Origin of the sequence: Sphaerospermopsis sp. LEGE 08334 (assembly GCF_015207205.1) — a bacterium.
Lineage (GTDB): Bacteria > Cyanobacteriota > Cyanobacteriia > Cyanobacteriales > Nostocaceae > Sphaerospermopsis.
Map to the genome: position 1 here is coordinate 13,545 of NZ_JADEXH010000052.1, position 18,801 is coordinate 32,345.

Sequence of the window (18,801 nt, forward strand, 5' to 3'; positions counted from 1 at the left end):
TGACAGATGTAGATGGTCAACTCGTTTTATACTTTGTAAAGAAGTGTTATGAACGGTAGGATAATATACTCATGAATTTATTACTTGAAACAGCAGCACCAGTCGCAGCCGGTAATCATTTTCCATTAGCTTTTACTTTAGTGTATGTAGTTGGTTTTATTGCGGCTGTCACCATCGGTTCAATCGCTTGGTACAACTCAAAACGTCCCGCAGGTTGGGAAAGCAAAGAACGTCCTGATTTTGTACCCAAGGTGGATAAAGAGTAAATTAGGTAATTGGTAATTGGTGATTGGTAATTGGTGATTGCATAAAATCAAATTGACTACCAATACTGTTCGGTTAATGTTTCAAAACCGCGAAGATCCCCCCAACCCCCCTTAAAAAGGGGGGCTTTAACCGTATTTTACCCCCTTAAAAAGGGGTTCGCCGCAGCCGGGGGGATTTTAACCGAAAAGTATTGAATTGACTACCCATTACCCATTACCCATTACCCATTACCTAATTCTGCACATCCACCCAACGACGATAAAGCTTTTGAATTTGTTTTAACAGTGCGGTGTAAATTGGTTGAGTAGAATCATGGGATTTACTCAACTCCTCTAATGTGGTGAGTAGTTTAGCTTCTTCAATGGCTACTTCACCATCACTGTAAATCAATCCACTGATAGCTTCAATCAGAGTTTCACATTCTTCTAAACTAGGGCGATCGCCTAAATATTCTTTCACCCATTCATAACATTGATTTGGTTTGACTGGTACTAATTCATACAACCAAGGTTTAATCTCTGGATCAGTGGCTAAACCCTTAGCCTGAGCTATTTCCCGCAGATATTGTCTTTCTTCTGGCTGGATTCTACCATCAATCCAAGCTGCTCCAATCAGGATTTTAACTAGATTTTTAACATGAGAATTACTAACCATTGTTGCCTCTTCTCATAGATTCGGGCTTTGGTTAAATGGTACAATGGTAAAAAGTATTCACTCGGAATCCTTGGTTTTTCTTAAACGCACCATGAAAAAACCATCCATGTCTTGTTGATGAGGCCATACCTTCAACCACCCAGGGTGAGAAATATCCAGAAAATCAAAGCTAGGATGTTCAATTTGCCAATGGGGATGGGTTGCTAAAAATTCAGAAATTACTTCTTCGTTCTCCTGTGGATGCAGTGTACAAGTTGCGTAAACTAAAACCCCTCCAGGCTTGACAAAATTGGCAGTATGTGATATTAGCTCTTTTTGGATTTGGGCTAATTCCTGTACAGATGCGGGAGTTTGTCGCCAACGCGCATCAGCGTGACGGTGCATAGTACCCAACCCAGAACAGGGAGCATCTAATAATACACGGTCAGCGATGTTGTGAAATTGGGTAAAAGTGCGGCTATCCCCCGTGCAGATTTCGATAGATTGTAAATTTAGACGTTGAGCATTTTCAGTAAGTTTGCGTAAACGAGAAGCAGTTTTATCACAAGCGTAAATTTTGCCCTTATCCCCCATTAACTCTGCAATATGGGTAGTTTTTCCTCCTGGTGCTGCACAGACATCAATTATCACCTCACCAGGTTGGGGGTCAAGCAAATGACCAACTAACTGGGCGCTACTATCTTGCACACACCACCAACCTTCTTGAAAACCGGGTAAATTTTGAATCGCTCCGGTACTACTAATTAATCTTAAACCTTGGGGTAAATGGGGAATTTTTCTGACTAAAATACCAGCATCTTTAAAAGTTGATTCTACTTTTTCTAAGTCACTTTTAAGAATATTTACTCTTAAATCAATAGTCGGGGTTTGATTCATCCATTGACAGAGTTTTTCTGTTTCCTCAAAACCTAATTGTTTTAACCAAACTTCAATGATCCAATTTGGAAAACTATATAAAATTCCTAATCTTTCTACAGGATTTTCTGTTAATTTTAATGGTTCTGAGGATGTTTGTAAAAGGCGTAAATATTGCCGTAAAAAACCATTAACAAAACCAGTTAAACCAGAAAAACCATTTGTTTTTGCTAGTTCTACGGTAGTATTTACAGCAGCAGAAACAGGAATTTTTTCTTGATAACGGAGTTGATATAAACCCAGATGTAAAATTGTCCGCAGGTCTGGTGGTTGTTGGAGTGCTGATTTCGTAGCCAGTTGATTAATAATAGCGTCTAAAGTGCGTTGTCTTCTCACACTACCATAGACTAATTCTGTCATTAACCGACGGTTATTGTCGGGTAATTTATACTTTTGTAATACACGGTCGAGGGCGACATCGGTATAAGCTCCTTTGTGTACTTCTTTGAGGGCGGTAAATGCAGCTTGACGGGGGTTAGACATGGAATACTTACACCATTATTAAAATATAAAATTAAATTCAGTAAAACCAAAAAGTTAGAAGAAAATAGTTTTAATATCTGCTACTCCAAAGCCAAATGTAACTTAATAGCATCATTTACTAAATCTATCAAATCTTGATTTAAACACCCGACGACATCTCCCAAAATGCGCTGTTTAGAAATTGTTCTTATTTGTTGCGCTTGCACCTTAGAAGGTTTAGATAAACCAGAATCTTCTGGATTTAATAAAACCTCAAAAGGATATATACGACTGGTATTAGATGTAATGGGTAAAATCGTTACCGTAGTAGAAGCATTATTATTAGCATCATTGCTAACAATAAGTACAGGACGACGTTTATCCATTTCTGAACCTATTGCGGGACTGAGATTTGCAAAATATATTTCACCACGTTTCATCACTGAGTCCATCCCCTACAGTTACATCCCATTCTGAGTTAATTTCCGTTGCTGCTTCTTGGTAAGCTCGTTCTAACTCTTGATAACGCAATAGTTCTATAGCTAGTTCAATCACTTCTGAACGAGATTTACAACCTTTAGTTAATTTGTAATTTTCAATAAACTGCAATAAAGGGGATGGTAAGGAAATGGAAATTTTTTCAGATTGCATGGTATTACCAAATGGTAATTATATTTTTCCTACTTTATAGTAGCATAGATAGTCAGCCAGGGAATAAATTCCCTGTCTCATAGCGGAAGTCGGTTAAAACCGACTATTTTCAATTCATTAATTAGATATTTTTACATCAATTATGATTGAATTTTTAGTTAATTATAGTATGTTTTAACCTAATTGAGCTATTAGCCCGGAAATTGATTTCCGGGTGAGTTTAGCTAATTTTCGTCTTCTTCCTCATCTTCCAGAATTTTCAAAAGTTCATCTTTAGCTTCCTTCGCCATATTTAAACAGGTCATCGTTGCCAAAGCACCAGCACTTCCTGTTAAAGTAGCTTCAGATAATTGATTGAAATAGACTAAACCTACTCCAGATAAAGTAATCATAGCTGAAATAGCAGAGACAGACACAGCAACATTAAAAGTTAGTTTTGCTTGACGGAGTAATTCTTTCTTAATTGATTCTTTCATGGTTTTGACCACCTTTGATATTAATGTGTTTTTCTCTTTCCTGTTTTTATATTGTCATGAATTTACAGACATGAAGTCGAGTGAAAGTATAGAGATAGGTATATTCAAAGTAGATATAAAATAAAGTATATTCAAGGTATATTAGAGGTATATTGAAAGTACAAATATCTAATTTATCTCATTTAACAATGTCAATTATGCTAGTTTTAAATTATGTTTAAAAAGTCTCTCATGGTGTATCCAAAACCCTCTGATCCCCCCTAACCCCCCTTATTAAGGGGGGAAATTAATCAAAGTCCCCCTTTTGGGGATGGAGGGGGATCTACAAATAAAGGTGGGTAAGACAGACGCTAACCCACCCTACGATTTATAAATTCATATAAGAATCTAAATTACCCACTTCAAATTCACAAGCTCTAGAAACTGTTTCTGGGGGTAATTTATCAAAACTAACTAATGGTAAATAATCAGGATTATCTATGAGTTCTTTCGCTAATAAATATCCTGCTATTGTCCAGGTTTGATATTTCCGCGCTTGTTTACCAATTAATCTGCCTTTTTTACCATCGTAATATTCTGGCCATTCATCTTCACTCAATCGAGATTTAGCAATTTCTATTGCTTTTCTAGCCATCCCAGTTTTATTAGTTTTCACTGCTGCTGCTGCTAACATCCACATTAAAACTGGCCAACTTCCGGCATTATGATAAGACCAAGGTATGTTTTTAGGATCGCATCCTGTGACAACTCTGTATTCTTCATTTTCTAAAGCCGGAAAACAGATTTTCATGGGCATATCTCCCACTAAATCATCCCATCTTTCTTCAACTAAAGTCATAATCCCTTGGGATTGTTCTTCTGTAGAAAGATCGGAAATAATAGCCATTAAGTTGCCGAGGGAAAAGAAACGAGTATCTAACTGGGATGGTCCCACATTACCTGCTAAATAACCACCTTTTCTGGGTAGCCATTTATCTAATTCATAATAAGGCAGAGAATCTACATAAATGTTAAATAGATTCACTGCTGCTTTACCATATTCTTCACTTTTGAAACGATAAATGGCATTTAACCGAGCAATATCTATCCAATAATGTTTACGGATATGCCCACATAACAAAGGTAAACGGTTATCAATTGCTTCCACAATATCTTGATTACCTTTACAAATTAGTAGCTCACGCGCTACACGCAATGCGGCAAAAAATAGAACTTGAATTTCTAAAGGATGTCCATAAATTCCCATGCGTCTATCAATCATACACGCGCCATCGGGAACTAATAGGGTGGGATACATATCAAAACGATTTGCCAAACAGATTTCCATAATTAACCGGATACCTGTTTGAAATTCGGGTTGATAAGCTAATTCATAATCATTGGTAGCGACTACATAAGCACGTAATAAAATCAGCCACCATAAACAAGAATCAACAGGTGTGACTCTAGCGATCGCGTGTTCTCCAAAATCAGCGTCTAAAAATTCTTCCCCATTAATAGTCACAACTTTAAAGCTGGCTGGAATTAAACCCCTTCCTGGTTTATAAGCATCTAACGCCCTTTCTTTAGGTTGTAACTTTAACGTTTCTTCCAAGAAGTTTTTGACAATATCCGTTCTACCTTTAATCAGAAAAATCAACGCTGAAGAAACAAAATCTCTAATGAAACATTGGTCATAATTCAATGCTTCTACGGATGGATCATAAGCCGCTAACGTACCAATAGGACGACCTTTATAGTAAAGTATTGAATTTTCTAATGCTTGCCATGCCTCGTTTTCTATAGTTTCACTTATAGTTTCACTTGTACTTAATTGATTTAGTTGCATCGCCAGAATAACTCCATTGAGATAGTGAATTTGTGGTGAATGCGCCTTTATTTCTCATGAGTATTTGCTATGTTCAGCAGCATATAACTTGAGCAGTAGCAAATAACAATCATTAGTAGCAATCCTCAAACAAAATCAGTTACAATTACTGATTCTCAGCAAATTAATCAGGTCATAATTAGTTAATTTGCTTTTGATCAATTATCTAGAATCTAGAGCGTCGATTCAGTAATGCTAGGTAATTTGTTTTTACCTTGTAGGGGCGAAGCATTCGGGTAATACCTATCGCTGAAACCAGTTCATATTCTGTCCGAATGCTTCTCCCTGACGATGAATGAATCGGTATTCTAGCTATTCACATCAAACAATACAAAAAATATTCATCAGAAAAATTACAGCAAAATATACAAGATATATTTTGAGATTCCGCATTATCCCATGAAAAAATCTAGGATAGTGCTTTTACAAACAAAAACATACCCCTCATGCTGTTTTAGGATCGTAATAATGAAGTTCCAACCCCTTACAGTATATTTACTTGACAATGATTGACTGTTTGCAACTGCTGGTTAAATTATTCCCCTTTAACTTAACAATTTATAACGTTTTTTCGCAATATGCAATATGGATCATTAAAAAATTTAAAATGTCAATTTTCTGGAAAATTTCAACATTATAACCCAATCATCAAACCAAATCACAAATAACTAGCTCATGCTGCTAAATTCACCAAAAATCTACCAGACATGAATCATAATATCTCATACTGCTATTTTTCGTAAAATCTGTCACATTAACTACATATTACCCTATATTACTCTTGAATTTTTAAATCAGATTAATCAACCCCTGTTAACATTAACAAGCCTCTGAAAATGTTGATAAGCTTGATTAATTGCTTGCATTGCAGCTTTAGCAGTATCCGTATTGTTAATATCAGGATGATATAATCTCGCTAATTTTCGGTAGGCAATTTTTACATCTTCACCATGAGCATTTTTATCAACTCCTAAAATTTCCCACCATTCCCCAGTTAAATTTACATTTTCCCGATTTTTTAGCTGTTGCCAAATTTTGATTGTTCCACTTTTACCACCACTGACAAGCATTTTACCATCGGGTGAAAATACCAAAGGACTAAACCCAGAAAGAGTTTCTAAAATTTCCCCATTTTGTAAATTCCAAAGTTTGATAATTCCGTCTTGACTACTACTAGCAATAGTTTTACCATCTGGATGAATAGCAATAGCTAAAACCTCTGTGGAATGTTGAATAAAAGTGCAGTATAATTCTCCTGTGTCTAAATTCCAAATTTTAATAGTTTTATCCCTACTTCCACTAAGCAAAATTTTACCATCAGGAGTAATAGCTAATGTATTTACTTCTGCTAAATGTTCATTGATAATAAACCTTTGCTCACCAGTTTGTAAATTCCAAATTCTAATAGTTTTATCAGCACTTCCACTAACTAAAGTCTTATTATCAGGACTAATAGCAATAGCTAAGACTGCTTTTGTATGTCCATTTAAAATGCGTTTGTATTGTCCCGTGTGTCTCCCCCAAATAATAATTTTTGTATCTGTACTTCCACTAACAATAATTCTGTGATCTCCACTGTAAGCGACTGCATTCACAAAACCATGATGACTGTAGGTATTATTTAAATAATAAAATGTCCGGTTAAATTTTTTAGTTTCTAATTGCCAACTGCTAATTTTTCTGTCTACACTACCGCTAATTATCTCTTTACCATCGGGACTAATAGCAACTGATAAAACTGCTTCTCCTTGTCCGACAAAATTATATAAAATTTTTCCTGTTTTTAAGTCCCACAAAATCACTTGTTTATCATCGCTACCACTAATTAAACTATTACCATTGGGATGAATAGCTACTGCGTTAACCTTAGCAAAATGTCCTTTTAAGGTTTTTACACATTGCCAATTTTCGGGTAATTGGTTATTCAAAGATATATTTTGATTTTCAAGTTGTTGATTTTCAAATTGTTGATTTTCAAATTGATGACTTTGATAATTTGACTTATCATTTATTTTAGCCTTGAATTTTTCTAACTCATCCTCAATTTCTAAATCTGCAAATTTTTGGTCAATATCTATACCTGATAATTCTAATAATGCAGCATTGTAATAGTCCATTTCTGAGACTTTTGTTTCCATGCTTTCAAAAACTTGCATGGGAGTTTCTTGAAATTGAGAATTATCTAATACTTTAAAAACGCCATAAGCAGCAAGTCCCAAAACCGCACCTATTCCCGTCATTGATGCAGCACCAATACCATAGGCTAAACCAATTTTAGGTGCTACAAATCCTATGCTACCAACAATTTGCGAAAAACCAAAACCACCAATAGCACCTATTCCCATTGTGCTAAAAGCGGCTTGATCACCTGTGGTTATACCTGTAAATGCACCGTAGAGAGCAGCACCGACAACCCCACCCGCAGCAGTAACAGCAGTTGCACCTATTCCCACTGCACCAAAGCTTCCGGCAATTCCCATCCCTCCCACTGTGGAGAAGATACCCGCACCTGTGATAGTTCCAGTAGTAATGAATGTTACGCCTGTTTTGGATGTTGGTTGCATGGTATGATATTAAGTTACGATAATTACTTAATCATAATCCTAAGTAAAATATCACGCCCCATTGTGCTGCACAGGGAATAGCTAGGGAGAGTAAAAAAGTGGCAATTAACGGAAATTAGGTAGTTAAGTAACTACTCACCAAATCCAAAAAGCTTATTATACATAGGTTTTCATTAAATGCGCCCTGCTGGAATCGAACCAGCCTGAAGACGAATTATGAGTTCGTTGCCTCCCCAATCGGCCAAAGGCGCTTGTTGTGTTAGATTTGTCTTGTGTTTAAGTAGGCTTTAAACTGCTATATAAAACCTAGACAAAGCTAGACTTTACTTTCTACTTCAACGGGAGCATGGGAGCGGTTATCCCTCAGTAGACTTGCACGCTGTAGCCCAACGCGACTTTCTCAGGTTAAGATTTGGAAACAGACTATCACTATCAATGCTTGGTTTTCGCGTCGGTAATAGTCTGATTCAATACTTGATATCTGAGGATTATATATCAAGTTGGCATTTTTCTGAGCTAACCTATGTCCATTTTTGTCAACATAAGTATATTTTTGTCTATAAAATGGTCAACTTAGGACAAGCTCTGATATTATTGTAGCTTGAGTAACCTATTTTCAGCATTTGGACAAACACACATCTATGAGTATAGCATGATTTTACCATCTGACGCATAATTAAAAAAATTTTAGTTTAGGTTTGGTAATTGGTAATTGGTGATACAATTTCGGATTTTGGATTTTGGATTTTGGATTATTTTTGTCAATTCCAATCTAAAATCTAAAATCTAAAATCTAAAATTTTCTTCCCCAGTCCCCATTCCCCAGTCACCAATCACCAATCCCCGATTTCTTGACTAATATATAGACTATGTTTTTTCTGTAATAGCTTGTCAGCGATGAAAATAAATTCCACTGTAGTTCTGACGTTAATTTTGTTAACCCTAATGCTGGGAGCAGGTTCTGTGAGCGCATTTTTGGGTTTTTCGATGGGAAGTTCTGCCCTCAAGGGTGTTTCATCACCAGATGGTCGTCCCACAACCAAATTTGCCAGCAATAGGAATAATAACGCCCAATCGGACAGAGTAACCCTATTAAAAGAGGAAGATATTATCAAGGCTGTAAAAGCGAGAATGCAAGATAATAAAACTGATAACAAGGCACAAAAACGAGAGGAAGAAGAAGAAATCACAGCCAAAAAATCTGAGGCTGCCCAAAAGCGCGAAGAAGTAGCAGAAGAAAAACTAGAACCAGGATTTCCAGTTGTGGCTGAGAGCGAAGGCGTAACAATGTCTGTAAAATCGGTTCGTTACTCTGGTGGTGATTTAATACTAAGAGTCAAAATGCAGAATCAAGCTAATGATACTGTGAGATTCTTGTATAGTTTTTTAGATGTTACTGATGATAAAGGCAGAACCTTGAGCGCCATTACAGAGGGATTACCCGCCGAATTACCAGGTAAAGGTCCAACCTTTACAGGTACAATCAGCATTCCTACAGCTTTACTAGATGATGTGAGCAGTGTATCACTGGCGTTAACAGATTATCCCGCCCAAAAACTGAAATTACAGGTGTCCGATATTCCTGTGGAAAAATAAAAATGCTATTATTAGCGTTTTAGTATAACCATAATGTTGAAGGACTTGTAGGTTTTCGCCTTTGGATTTTGAACCCAATATTCAAAATTTCAGATTGAAAACAAACCCCTGACTGTAGATAGTTTAAACTTTACCCAATATGGGGTCAATCTAAAATCTAAAATCTAAAATCCAAAATCCAAAATTTTTTGACACGAGCTAGAGAGGTGAGTGCTTTTTCTCAGTTAATTTGGACAGATATAGGGTTTAAATTGTTGTCAGTGCTACTGCTGATAGCGATTAATGCCTTTTTCGTCACCGCAGAATTTTCAATGGTGACAGTACGGCGAACTCGCATCCATCAGCTAGTTCAGGCTGGTGATATACCTGCGATCGCTGTAGAAATGTTACAACGTAGTATTGACAGGTTGCTATCTACTGCCCAATTAGGGATTACCCTTTCTAGTTTGGCATTAGGTTGGATTGGAGAAAGTAGCATTGTCGTCATAGTCAACGCATGGTTAAAATCCTGGCCTTTACCGGGGAATTTGAGTAATTTTCTGGCTCATTCTCTATCAATTCCCATTACCTTTTTTTTAATTGCCTATTTGCAAATTGTTTTAGGGGAATTATTTCCTAAATCAGTGGCTATGTTGTATTCCGAACAACTGGCCAGGTTTTTAGGTCCTTCTGTGAAAGCTATAGTCCGGTTTTTTAGCCCTGTAATTTGGATTCTCAACCAATCAACTCGTTACCTGTTAAAATTGTTTGGCATTGAATACACAGGTCAAAGTTGGAGACCTCCAGTTACACCTGAAGAATTACAATTAATTATATCAACAGAACGGGAATCAACAGGTTTAGAATTATCAGAAAGAGAACTGTTAAATAATGTCTTTGAGTTTGGTGAAATTACCGCCCAAGATGTAATGATTCCCCGGACAAATATTATTACCTTACCAGAAGATGCTACTTTTCAAACATTATTACAAGAAATGACATCTACTGGACATTCTCTCTATCCCATCATTGGTGAATCTTTAGATGACATTCGAGGTATTGTTTATTTTCAAGATTTAGCACAACCCCTATCCATCGGTAAAATGACCTTAGAAACACAAATTTACCATTGGATGCGTCCCCCCCGGTTTGTCCCAGAACAGACACTTCTGAGCGAATTATTGCCCATGATGCAGCAAGAAAAACCGGCGATGGTGATAGTGGTTGATGAATTTGGCGCTACTGTGGGAATAGTGACAATTCAAGATGTAATTGCTGAAATTATTGGTAATGCAGGTGAACCAACAGTTACTGATGATTTGTTAGTGCAAATGTTAGAAAAGCAAACATTTTTAGTGCAAGCACAGATAAATCTAGAAGAACTAAATGAAGTTTTACATATTAATTTACCCTTAGCAAGAGAATATCAAACTTTGGGAGGTTTTGTACTTTATCAGTTGCAAAGAATACCCGCCAAAGGGGAAATATTCAACTATGAAAATCTAGAATTTACTATAGTCTCAGTTAGCGGTCCACGCTTGCACCAAATCGAAATTAGAATATTATAGCAGGAGTCGGGAGTCGAGAGTCGAGAGTAAAACCCTTTTGTAGTCAGAGTTTCATCATTAATTGCTCTCTTAAATAGGGTATGCTGAATAAATGTAAAACCTAGATAAATCAAGGGATTGAGGATGGTGAAAATTAAAATTGTGCAAGATTTTAGGTACTGTGAGCCTAAAAAAGCTTACACTTTGTTAGTGTTTGCACAATTTCCAAATCAAAAAAACTCCTTGATAGCGAAGCGTGGCGTTAGCCATACTCCTGGACTCTCACAGATAACTTTTTCAGCACACCCTAAATACTCTTCTTACTTGTGTAAAGTTTGCCACCCAGTACCTTGATAACCATAATCAAATATTTCTGGGTGCAATATTTCTGCTAAAATTTCCACAGAATCAACTAAACGTGGTCCAGGTCGGTTAAAATAAGCATTACCATCAGTGATGAAAACTCTGCCAGCTTTGACAGCGTGCAGTTTTTCCCACTCTGGACGCTGAGTTAATAATTTCGCTTCTTCCTGAGTCCGTTGTAAATTAAAGCCGCAGGGCATAAAAATAATTACATCGGGGTTAGTAGCAACCAAGGTTTCCCAGTTGATGTGAGCAGAAGGTTTACCCGTAACACTAAACAAAGTTTGTCCACCTGCCAAATTAACTAACTCAGGTATCCAATTTGCAGCCGTCATCACTGGATCAGTCCACTCGATACAAGCAACTGTAGGCATTTCTGCTACAGAAAGTCCTTGAATTTTGCGGTTACAAATTTTTACTCTAGCTTCTAAATTTTCAAGTATTTTTACTGAATCTACTCCAAAGGTTTGACCTATTCTCTCAATATCACCCCACACATCCCGCAGTGTGTTAGGCTGTAAAGAAATAATCTGGGGTGAACTGTGGGTAAGTTGGGTGACAGCTTTCTCTACTTCTGGTAAACTGACTGCACAGACATGACATTGAGCTTGAGTAAGAATATGGGTAGGTTGCAATTTCTCTAAAACATCTAATTTGATGTTGTAGATACTCAAAGCAGATTGTACTATTCTGTTTACTTGATCATGAATGATATTGCTAGGAGCTTGAGCATTTAACCGTGCTTGTGTGCAAACTGGAAGATGGGAAATTTCTGGGGGATAATCACATTCATGCGATCGCCCAACTATAGCATTTTGCAAACCCAGAGTAGCAGCAATTTCCGTCGCACTAGGAATTAAAGAAACAATTTTTATATCTGTATCTATCATAAGTATTACCTCCTGGGGATAGGAGTTACAGGAGTACAGGAGTTACAGGAGTTACAGGAGTAGGGGTTTAGCACTGCTAAACCCTTACAGCAGTCAGTAGTCAAGAATAAAAAACGGTTTCAATTTTTTTTACACTTGTTGCTACTTTTATTTTTGCATACTTCCAGAAATAAGATATCTATCTTGAGGATGTTAGCATTTTTGTTTAGCGCCCATTTGCGAGAATAAGTAAAAGCGATGTAAAGGCGCACAGGTATATCAAGTTTGAGTAAATTTTGCTTGTTCTTATTTAGACGTTAGTAAAAAATGACATTATGATTGAAAAGTAAAAGCTTATAGGTGTATATGTGAAAAACTCGACAATATTGAAATTGGCTAATATTTTTTATTGGGTTTATATGGATGAAAAATTGATTTTTGGGTTGCATTATTACGCATATCCTATGATTAATTCCCAAATATTCAATTGACCCACATCTGGAGGTGAATTATCAATAACTTGTAATTGCCAATTTCCCCTAGCAGAGATGGAAAGTAATTGTTTAAGGACAGGATGCGATCGCACACTATAAGTCCTTTCTAACTGAGTTTGTTTTCCCAATGTCCGACTTTGTAATAAAACTCGTTGATTATTAGGAGAAATTAAATAAATTTCTAAATCTCCTAAAAATTCATGAGTAATATTCACCGTTACTTGAATATCAGCAACAGTGACATTTTCATTCACAGTAATTATACTGCTGATTCCCCTTTGATCATTATCAGGAATTGCCACTATATTTTTATTCTCACCTTTTAGTTGGTTGTTAACACTTGATGTCACTTTACTCAACTGTTGCGCTGCGCGTACAGCTTTAGCAGCATTCACTTTACCATAACCAAACCAAATACAATGACCATTACTATCATAAGTTCCACCCCGCAAACCTAATTGTGGATCAGGTTCTGGATCAACAATTTTATCAGTGGTTTCTTGTAAAATACGGTTAACTTGTTGAGCCGTTAAATCAGGATTAACTGATAAAATTAAAGCTGCTATTCCAGCAACTACAGGAGTTGCACTAGAAGTACCACCAAAATTATTAGTAAAATTTCCAGGATTATAACCAGCTGCTCCGAGTTGATCTGTAGTAAACATTCCCAAACCAAGAAGAGAAGTATTTATAGTTGGTTGTGTATAAACAAAACCGGTTTCTTGAAACCACATTCCTGGAGGAGCATTATTACTAGGAGCGCAAACAGAAATATTTTCACCCCAATTACTATAAGCTGCTTTTTTATTTAAACTCGTAGATGCAGAAACCGCAATTACATCTGGATGAACTGCAAAACCACTTAACCAAGCTGTTTTACCTTGTAAAATATTCTTTGGCCAATTTTGCTCATTGATAGTGCCATCAATGGGACGATTAGCATTACCAGCAGCAAAAACAATTACACATCCTTTACCATTTCTTCCTTGACTAGCAGCGCGGGTAATAGCCGCCTTTTGACGCAAAGATAAAGGAAAATAAACAGCAGAAGCTCCCCAACTACAAGAAATTACACTAGCACCGTGATTAATTGCCCAATTAAATATATCTTCAATAGATTCATCATCTAAATATCCCGTGGTGCGAATTGGCATTAAAGCACAACCAGGAGCAACACCAACAATTCCTTGACCATTTTCTTCGGCTACAGCTATTCCTGCACAAGCAGTACCGTGACTGGTTTCTTTTTCTCCAGGTAAAGGTAAAAAATCATTTTCTTTCAAATCTCTAGGAGCAATAACTTTACCCAAACCTTGAAAATCTGGATGATTTAAATCAAAAGAATCATCCACAACTGCAACCACCACAGAACGCACACCGCGAGTAATATCCCAAGCTTGTTCTACAGAAATATGAGAACCAATTCCTAATTGATTACCGCTATTGTGGTTAAGATACCATTGCTGAGGATAAAGAGAATCACTTGGTTTATAATGTGGTTCTTGTTGAATAAAAATATTTGGTTCGGCAGCTAAAACTTCTGGAAGTGCTTGCAATTGGTTGGTGATTTTGATGGGATTTTCTGTGGCTTGTTTGCTAACAAGAAAGATAAATGTATTAGGTAGCCCTGGAACTGATTGATTTTCAATTAAGCTAAATGTGGCTGCTATAGTATTAATCTTGGCAGAATCTACCCAAGTAGCAAATTGAATTGTGATTTGGTCACTTAAATAAACATAAGTACCTGGATTATCTTTAAACTTGTAAACATGACTAGCAAAAGCCACCTTTTCATCAGCCCGTGCTTGGGACATGGCCGCGTCTAACCGGCTAGGTTCAACGGTGAATACTTCTAATTTGGCTCTGGGGATAGTGCGCCGCCAAATGCCCCAAGAAACCTGAGATAATTGTTCAGGAGAAAGTTTGGCTGTCGGACGGATGGTAAAGCGTTCCCAAACTTTTTCTAAAATCAATTCTTCTCCACCACGTTGTAAAACAACTCCTTGGCTGCTTGTGGGTACACCTGTAGTTTGAGAATTAGAGGAATTAAGGCGATCGCTCATCATGGAATACTTGACTGAATATGCAGGGTTACAGGAACTCTATTCAACTGATGTCCAGTCTACATCAGAGAAAGTTGTGATCTAATTTTGCTGTATCTCAAGCACAAACCGAGTTAAGATACCCAAAGTTTCCATAAATTTTTTATAGACTTGTTACAGTATTTGACCCCATGAACCTTACTGCTACTTCTTTATCACTTATTGCAATTCTTAGTCTGCTATCACCTGTACAGGCTCAGGTAATACAGATGCCCGATAACCAAGCACAACCTATTGGTAACGAAACTAATACCCTGCGTCCCAACAGCCAAAATAATAGCTTGTTAAGTATGGCAGGTGGCGATCGCCTGATGAAAGAAGCAGAACAAGCTGTTTCCGGTCAAAACTACACCCTAGCCGCTAAAAAACTCCAAGAAGCACGCCAACTTTATAATCAGCTATCTAATTTATACCAAGATTTAAATGCCAGTTTTTCCGGTATTGACATCAGAGTATCTGATTCTCAACGCAAAAAAGCCCTGGAAACTGCCCAAAAACGCGACGAAGCAACCTATCAATTAGCACTAGTACATCGAGCTTTAAATCAGCCAGAATTAGCAGTACCATTATTGATTCAAATTATTAAGAGTCAAAACCCCACACGGGAATTAGGTAAAAAAGCTTATCAACAACTGTTTGAATTAGGTTTTGTTGATACCGCTTATCCCAGAAAATAGTTGATAGTTGATAGTTGATAGTTGATTGTGTTATTAACTTCCCCTGCTCCCCTGCCTCTTAACTGTCACCTGTCACCTATTCCCTGATAATAATAGAGAAGTAAGTTTTTTTCAGGAATTAGGATGATTACTCCACAGCAAGTTGAGGACATGATTAAGGCAGAACTGCCAGATGCACAAGTTGAGGTGCAAGACTTAACAGGTGGTGGGGATCACTATCAGGTGACTGTCGTTTCATCACAGTTTGCAGGTAAGGGACTTGTACAACAACACCAGATGGTTTATGGTGCGTTGAAGCAAGCGATGTCAACTGAAGCGATTCATGCCTTGGCTTTGAAAGTGCGATTCGTTGGGTAGAAACTAACCCGCTCATTGGGTGGAGGATTACCCGCAAGGTTCTGAACCTTGACAACTGAGAGATTCATGTAGGTGAAAATCCTACCACGCAGGTGCAGCGTTGACGGCACACAGAGCATGGTTAAAAAACCATGTCCCCCAGGGTAGCGACTAGCCATCAATCCTTGAAGCGGGGGTGAAAGGCGGCTCTACTTCAAGCCTTTAGAAGTAACCGTTGAGCGAAGTGTCCATGAGTAAGAAAACTAAATCTATGCTTGAACCATCGTGACCAAGAAACAGCGAAATCAGGCTGACACGCTGTAGCCAAAAGGCACAGGATGATGGGTATTGGCAGCTTTTCTTCTGACCAATATGCACTCCCAAGAAACCCGGTGGATAGTAGAACTCTAAAGACACACAGTATGAACTCTCGGAACGAAGTAACCATTCGTATGCTCTCAATCAGGTCGATGATTGAGTAGGTGCTAACCGGATGCTGCGGATTGGAAAGATTGAGTCAAAAGCGAACGCCTTGAGTAATACCAAGGATATGCAGACGGACTCACGGTAATGCAGATAGTAGAGGTACAAGTAGTAGTAAATATGTCTAATACGAGTTTAAAGACTACGGTGGAATGGAAAGACATACCCTGGAAGAAAATCGAAAGGGTAGTCTATAAGCTACAAAAGCGCATCTACAGAGCTTCTAGTCGTGGTGATGTAAAAGCAGTTCGTAGACTCCAGAAGACGTTGATGAAGTCCTGGTATGCAAAGTTGATTGCGATTCGTAGGGTAACACAGGACAACACAGGCAAGAAAACAGCAGGAGGGGACGTGGTAAAATCCCTATCTCCAGTAGCACGTTTGCGCCTTGTAAAAGAACTCAAACTAAGTTCCAAGGTCAACCCCACTAGGCGAGTATGGATTCCCAAGCCTGGTACGGACGAAAAAAGACCTTTAGGTATACCTACAATGAAAGACCGCGCCTTGCAAGCACTTGTCAAACTGGCGTTAGAACCAGAATGGGAAGCGCGATTTGAGCCTAACAGTTATGGGTTCAGACCAGGACGCTCATGCCATGATGCGATTGAAGCAATCTTCAATGCAATTAGGTACAAAGCCAAATATGTGCTAGATGCCGATATTGCTAAATGTTTTGACCGCATAAACCACGAAGCACTGCTAAGAAAATTAAATACATTCCCCACCATAAAAAGGCAAATTAAAGCCTGGTTGAAAGCGGGAGTGATGGATGGTAAGCAGTTGTTTCCAACACTTGAGGGTACGCCGCAAGGTGGGGTCATATCTCCACTATTGGCAAACATAGCCCTTCACGGGATGGAAGAAAGAATTAAACAATTCGCGGAAACTCTACCTGGATCAAAGGCTAATAACCGCAACAGTTTAGCTTTAATTCGATATGCCGATGACTTTGTGATTTTACACGAAGATATAACCGTTGTCCAAAAGTGCAGAGAGATAATCTCTGAATGGTTAAATGGCATGGGCTTGGAATTAAAACCAAGCAAAACAAAACTTGTCCATACACTAGAACAGTATCAGCAAGAACAGCCAGGATTCGACTTTCTAGGATTTACCATCAAACAATATCCTGTTGGTAAATATCAATCAGGAAAATCATCAAACTGTGAAAAACTTGGTTTTAAGACTATCATCACCCCAAGTAAAGAAAAGCTCAAAATACACTATGACCGAATCGCGGAAGTCATTTCGGCTCATAAGGCTGTGTCACAAGTGGCACTTATCAAGCATCTAAACCCCATTATCAGGGGATGGGCTAACTATTATGGGACTGTAGTAAGTAAGGTAGCTTACACAGATTTGGATCATTTAGTGTGTCAAAGGCTGTTAACTTGGGCAAAACGCCGTCATCCACGTAAATCCGTTAAATGGATTGTGTCTAAATATTGGCACACAATTGGCGGTGATAATTGGGTATTCGCAACCAAGGAAGAATGTAAAAATTCCCTGCGGTTACTTAACCATGCCGACACCCCCATAGTTCGTCATGTAAAAGTTAAAGGCGAATCGTCTCCTTATGATGGCAACCTGATTTACTGGAGTACAAGATTGGGGAAAAGTCCCGAAATGCCTATAAGAGTAGCCAATTTACTTAAACAGCAAAAGGGTAAATGTGCTTACTGCGGACTGTATTTTCGTGAAAGCGATGTGTTGGAAGTTGACCATATCATCCCTAAATCGCAAGGTGGAAAGGATGAATATAAAAATCTTCAACTCTTGCACAGGCATTGCCATGATACTAAGACTGCTAGAGAGAGTAGCAACTTGAAGTATGTGTGACAAACACTGCATTATTGAGGAGCCGGATGAGGTGAAAGTCTCACGTCCGGTTTTGAAGACCAACGGGGTTGGTGACAGCCTCGTTGAGTTTAATACATCTACTCCCTAAGCTTGACTAATTTTAGATTTTAGATTTTAGATTTTGGATTTTGGATTTTGGATTTTGGATTTTGGATTGAATAAATTACATGACAATGAAAAAATTGCAATCTAATCAAAATCTATAAATCAATCTAATAAATCAATCTAAAATTGAATGAACCTTGGAATTTTGAATCTCCGCAAAAAGGAACTAACAACAATGACACCGGAAGTTAAAGAAAAAATTGATAACTTGATCAAGAACAATAAAATTATGGTTTTCATGAAGGGAACTAAATTAATGCCCCAATGTGGTTTTTCTAACAATGCGGTGCAGATTTTCAATGCTTTGGGCGTTCCCTTTGAGACTTTTGATGTGCTTTCTGATTATGAAGTCCGTCAAGGTATTAAAGAATATTCTGAGTGGCCAACAATTCCCCAAATTTACATTAATGGTGAATTTTTAGGCGGTTCTGATATTTTGTATGAAATGTATCAAAAAGGTGAATTACAGGAAAAAGTAGAAGTAGCACTAGCTTCATAAATTGGGGACTGTGGACTGGGAAGATAGATGGGGAG

General features: G+C 37.8%; 16 protein-coding genes and 1 tRNA gene. 7 read left to right on the forward strand and 10 right to left on the reverse strand.

Annotated elements, in window-relative coordinates; genetic code table 11:
- Positions 1-71: 71 nt before the first annotated feature.
- Positions 72-266: a photosystem II assembly protein Psb35 gene (psb35, locus tag IQ237_RS22485; RefSeq protein WP_194059195.1), complete on the forward strand. Its 195-nt coding sequence runs from the start codon at positions 72-74 to the stop codon at positions 264-266.
- A 232-nt stretch (positions 267-498) separates the two neighbouring features.
- Here psb35 and IQ237_RS22490 read toward each other — a convergent pair whose 3' ends face one another.
- From IQ237_RS22490 to IQ237_RS22525, 8 genes are all read right to left on the reverse strand, one after another.
- On the reverse strand, positions 499-921 hold the full coding sequence (locus IQ237_RS22490) for a TerB family tellurite resistance protein (protein WP_194059196.1): 423 nt from the start codon (positions 919-921) through the stop codon (positions 499-501).
- Positions 922-978: 57 nt separating this feature from the next.
- Complete coding sequence (locus tag IQ237_RS22495; protein ID WP_194059197.1) at positions 979-2,319, reverse strand: 16S rRNA (cytosine(967)-C(5))-methyltransferase; 1,341 nt, start codon at positions 2,317-2,319, stop codon at positions 979-981.
- An 80-nt stretch (positions 2,320-2,399) separates the two neighbouring features.
- On the reverse strand, positions 2,400-2,738 hold the full coding sequence (locus tag IQ237_RS22500; RefSeq protein ID WP_194059218.1) for a type II toxin-antitoxin system PemK/MazF family toxin: 339 nt from the start codon (positions 2,736-2,738) through the stop codon (positions 2,400-2,402).
- A complete protein-coding gene (locus IQ237_RS22505; protein WP_194059198.1) occupies positions 2,725-2,949 on the reverse strand; it encodes a ribbon-helix-helix domain-containing protein in 225 nt (74 codons plus the stop codon). Before IQ237_RS22505 ends, IQ237_RS22500 begins: the two co-directional genes overlap by 14 nt.
- 224 nt (positions 2,950-3,173) lie before the next feature.
- Positions 3,174-3,425 carry a hypothetical protein gene (locus IQ237_RS22510; RefSeq protein ID WP_194059200.1) on the reverse strand — a complete coding sequence of 84 codons (252 nt, stop codon included), beginning with the start codon at positions 3,423-3,425 and terminating at the stop codon, positions 3,174-3,176.
- Between the two features lie 367 nt (positions 3,426-3,792).
- Positions 3,793-5,253: a glycoside hydrolase 100 family protein gene (locus tag IQ237_RS22515; RefSeq protein ID WP_194059202.1), complete on the reverse strand. Its 1,461-nt coding sequence runs from the start codon at positions 5,251-5,253 to the stop codon at positions 3,793-3,795.
- Positions 5,254-6,095: 842 nt separating this feature from the next.
- Positions 6,096-7,856, reverse strand: coding sequence for a DnaJ domain-containing protein (locus IQ237_RS22520; protein ID WP_194059204.1), 1,761 nt, complete (start codon positions 7,854-7,856; stop codon positions 6,096-6,098).
- Between the two features lie 178 nt (positions 7,857-8,034).
- Positions 8,035-8,107 (reverse strand) — tRNA-Ile (locus tag IQ237_RS22525).
- Positions 8,108-8,753: 646 nt separating this feature from the next.
- Between IQ237_RS22525 and IQ237_RS22530 the strand changes: the two genes are divergently transcribed.
- Both IQ237_RS22530 and IQ237_RS22535 read left to right on the forward strand, forming a co-directional pair.
- Complete coding sequence (locus IQ237_RS22530) at positions 8,754-9,452, forward strand: hypothetical protein (RefSeq protein ID WP_194059205.1); 699 nt, start codon at positions 8,754-8,756, stop codon at positions 9,450-9,452.
- Positions 9,453-9,658: 206 nt separating this feature from the next.
- Positions 9,659-10,999, forward strand: a complete 1,341-nt coding sequence (locus IQ237_RS22535; RefSeq protein ID WP_194059219.1) for a hemolysin family protein — start codon at positions 9,659-9,661, stop codon at positions 10,997-10,999.
- A gap of 299 nt (positions 11,000-11,298) precedes the next feature.
- On the opposite strand, the gene IQ237_RS22540 is transcribed toward IQ237_RS22535, so the two are convergent.
- Positions 11,299-12,231 carry a cobalamin-binding protein gene (locus tag IQ237_RS22540; RefSeq protein ID WP_194059206.1) on the reverse strand — a complete coding sequence of 311 codons (933 nt, stop codon included), beginning with the start codon at positions 12,229-12,231 and terminating at the stop codon, positions 11,299-11,301.
- 430 nt (positions 12,232-12,661) lie between these two features.
- Positions 12,662-14,767 (reverse strand): S8 family serine peptidase, encoded by a 2,106-nt coding sequence (locus IQ237_RS22545; RefSeq protein WP_194059207.1) that lies wholly within the window; start codon positions 14,765-14,767, stop codon positions 12,662-12,664.
- Positions 14,768-14,937: 170 nt separating this feature from the next.
- Between IQ237_RS22545 and IQ237_RS22550 the strand changes: the two genes are divergently transcribed.
- From IQ237_RS22550 to grxD, 4 genes are all read left to right on the forward strand, one after another.
- On the forward strand, positions 14,938-15,483 hold the full coding sequence (locus IQ237_RS22550) for a hypothetical protein (protein ID WP_194059208.1): 546 nt from the start codon (positions 14,938-14,940) through the stop codon (positions 15,481-15,483).
- 123 nt (positions 15,484-15,606) lie between these two features.
- Entirely contained in the window at positions 15,607-15,840 is a 234-nt protein-coding gene (locus IQ237_RS22555; protein ID WP_194059209.1) for a BolA family protein, read from the forward strand.
- Positions 15,841-16,422: 582 nt separating this feature from the next.
- A complete protein-coding gene (gene ltrA, locus IQ237_RS22560) occupies positions 16,423-18,141 on the forward strand; it encodes a group II intron reverse transcriptase/maturase (RefSeq protein ID WP_194059210.1) in 1,719 nt (572 codons plus the stop codon).
- 301 nt (positions 18,142-18,442) lie between these two features.
- On the forward strand, positions 18,443-18,766 hold the full coding sequence (gene grxD / locus IQ237_RS22565) for a Grx4 family monothiol glutaredoxin (protein WP_096572563.1): 324 nt from the start codon (positions 18,443-18,445) through the stop codon (positions 18,764-18,766).
- Positions 18,767-18,801 lie beyond the last annotated feature (35 nt).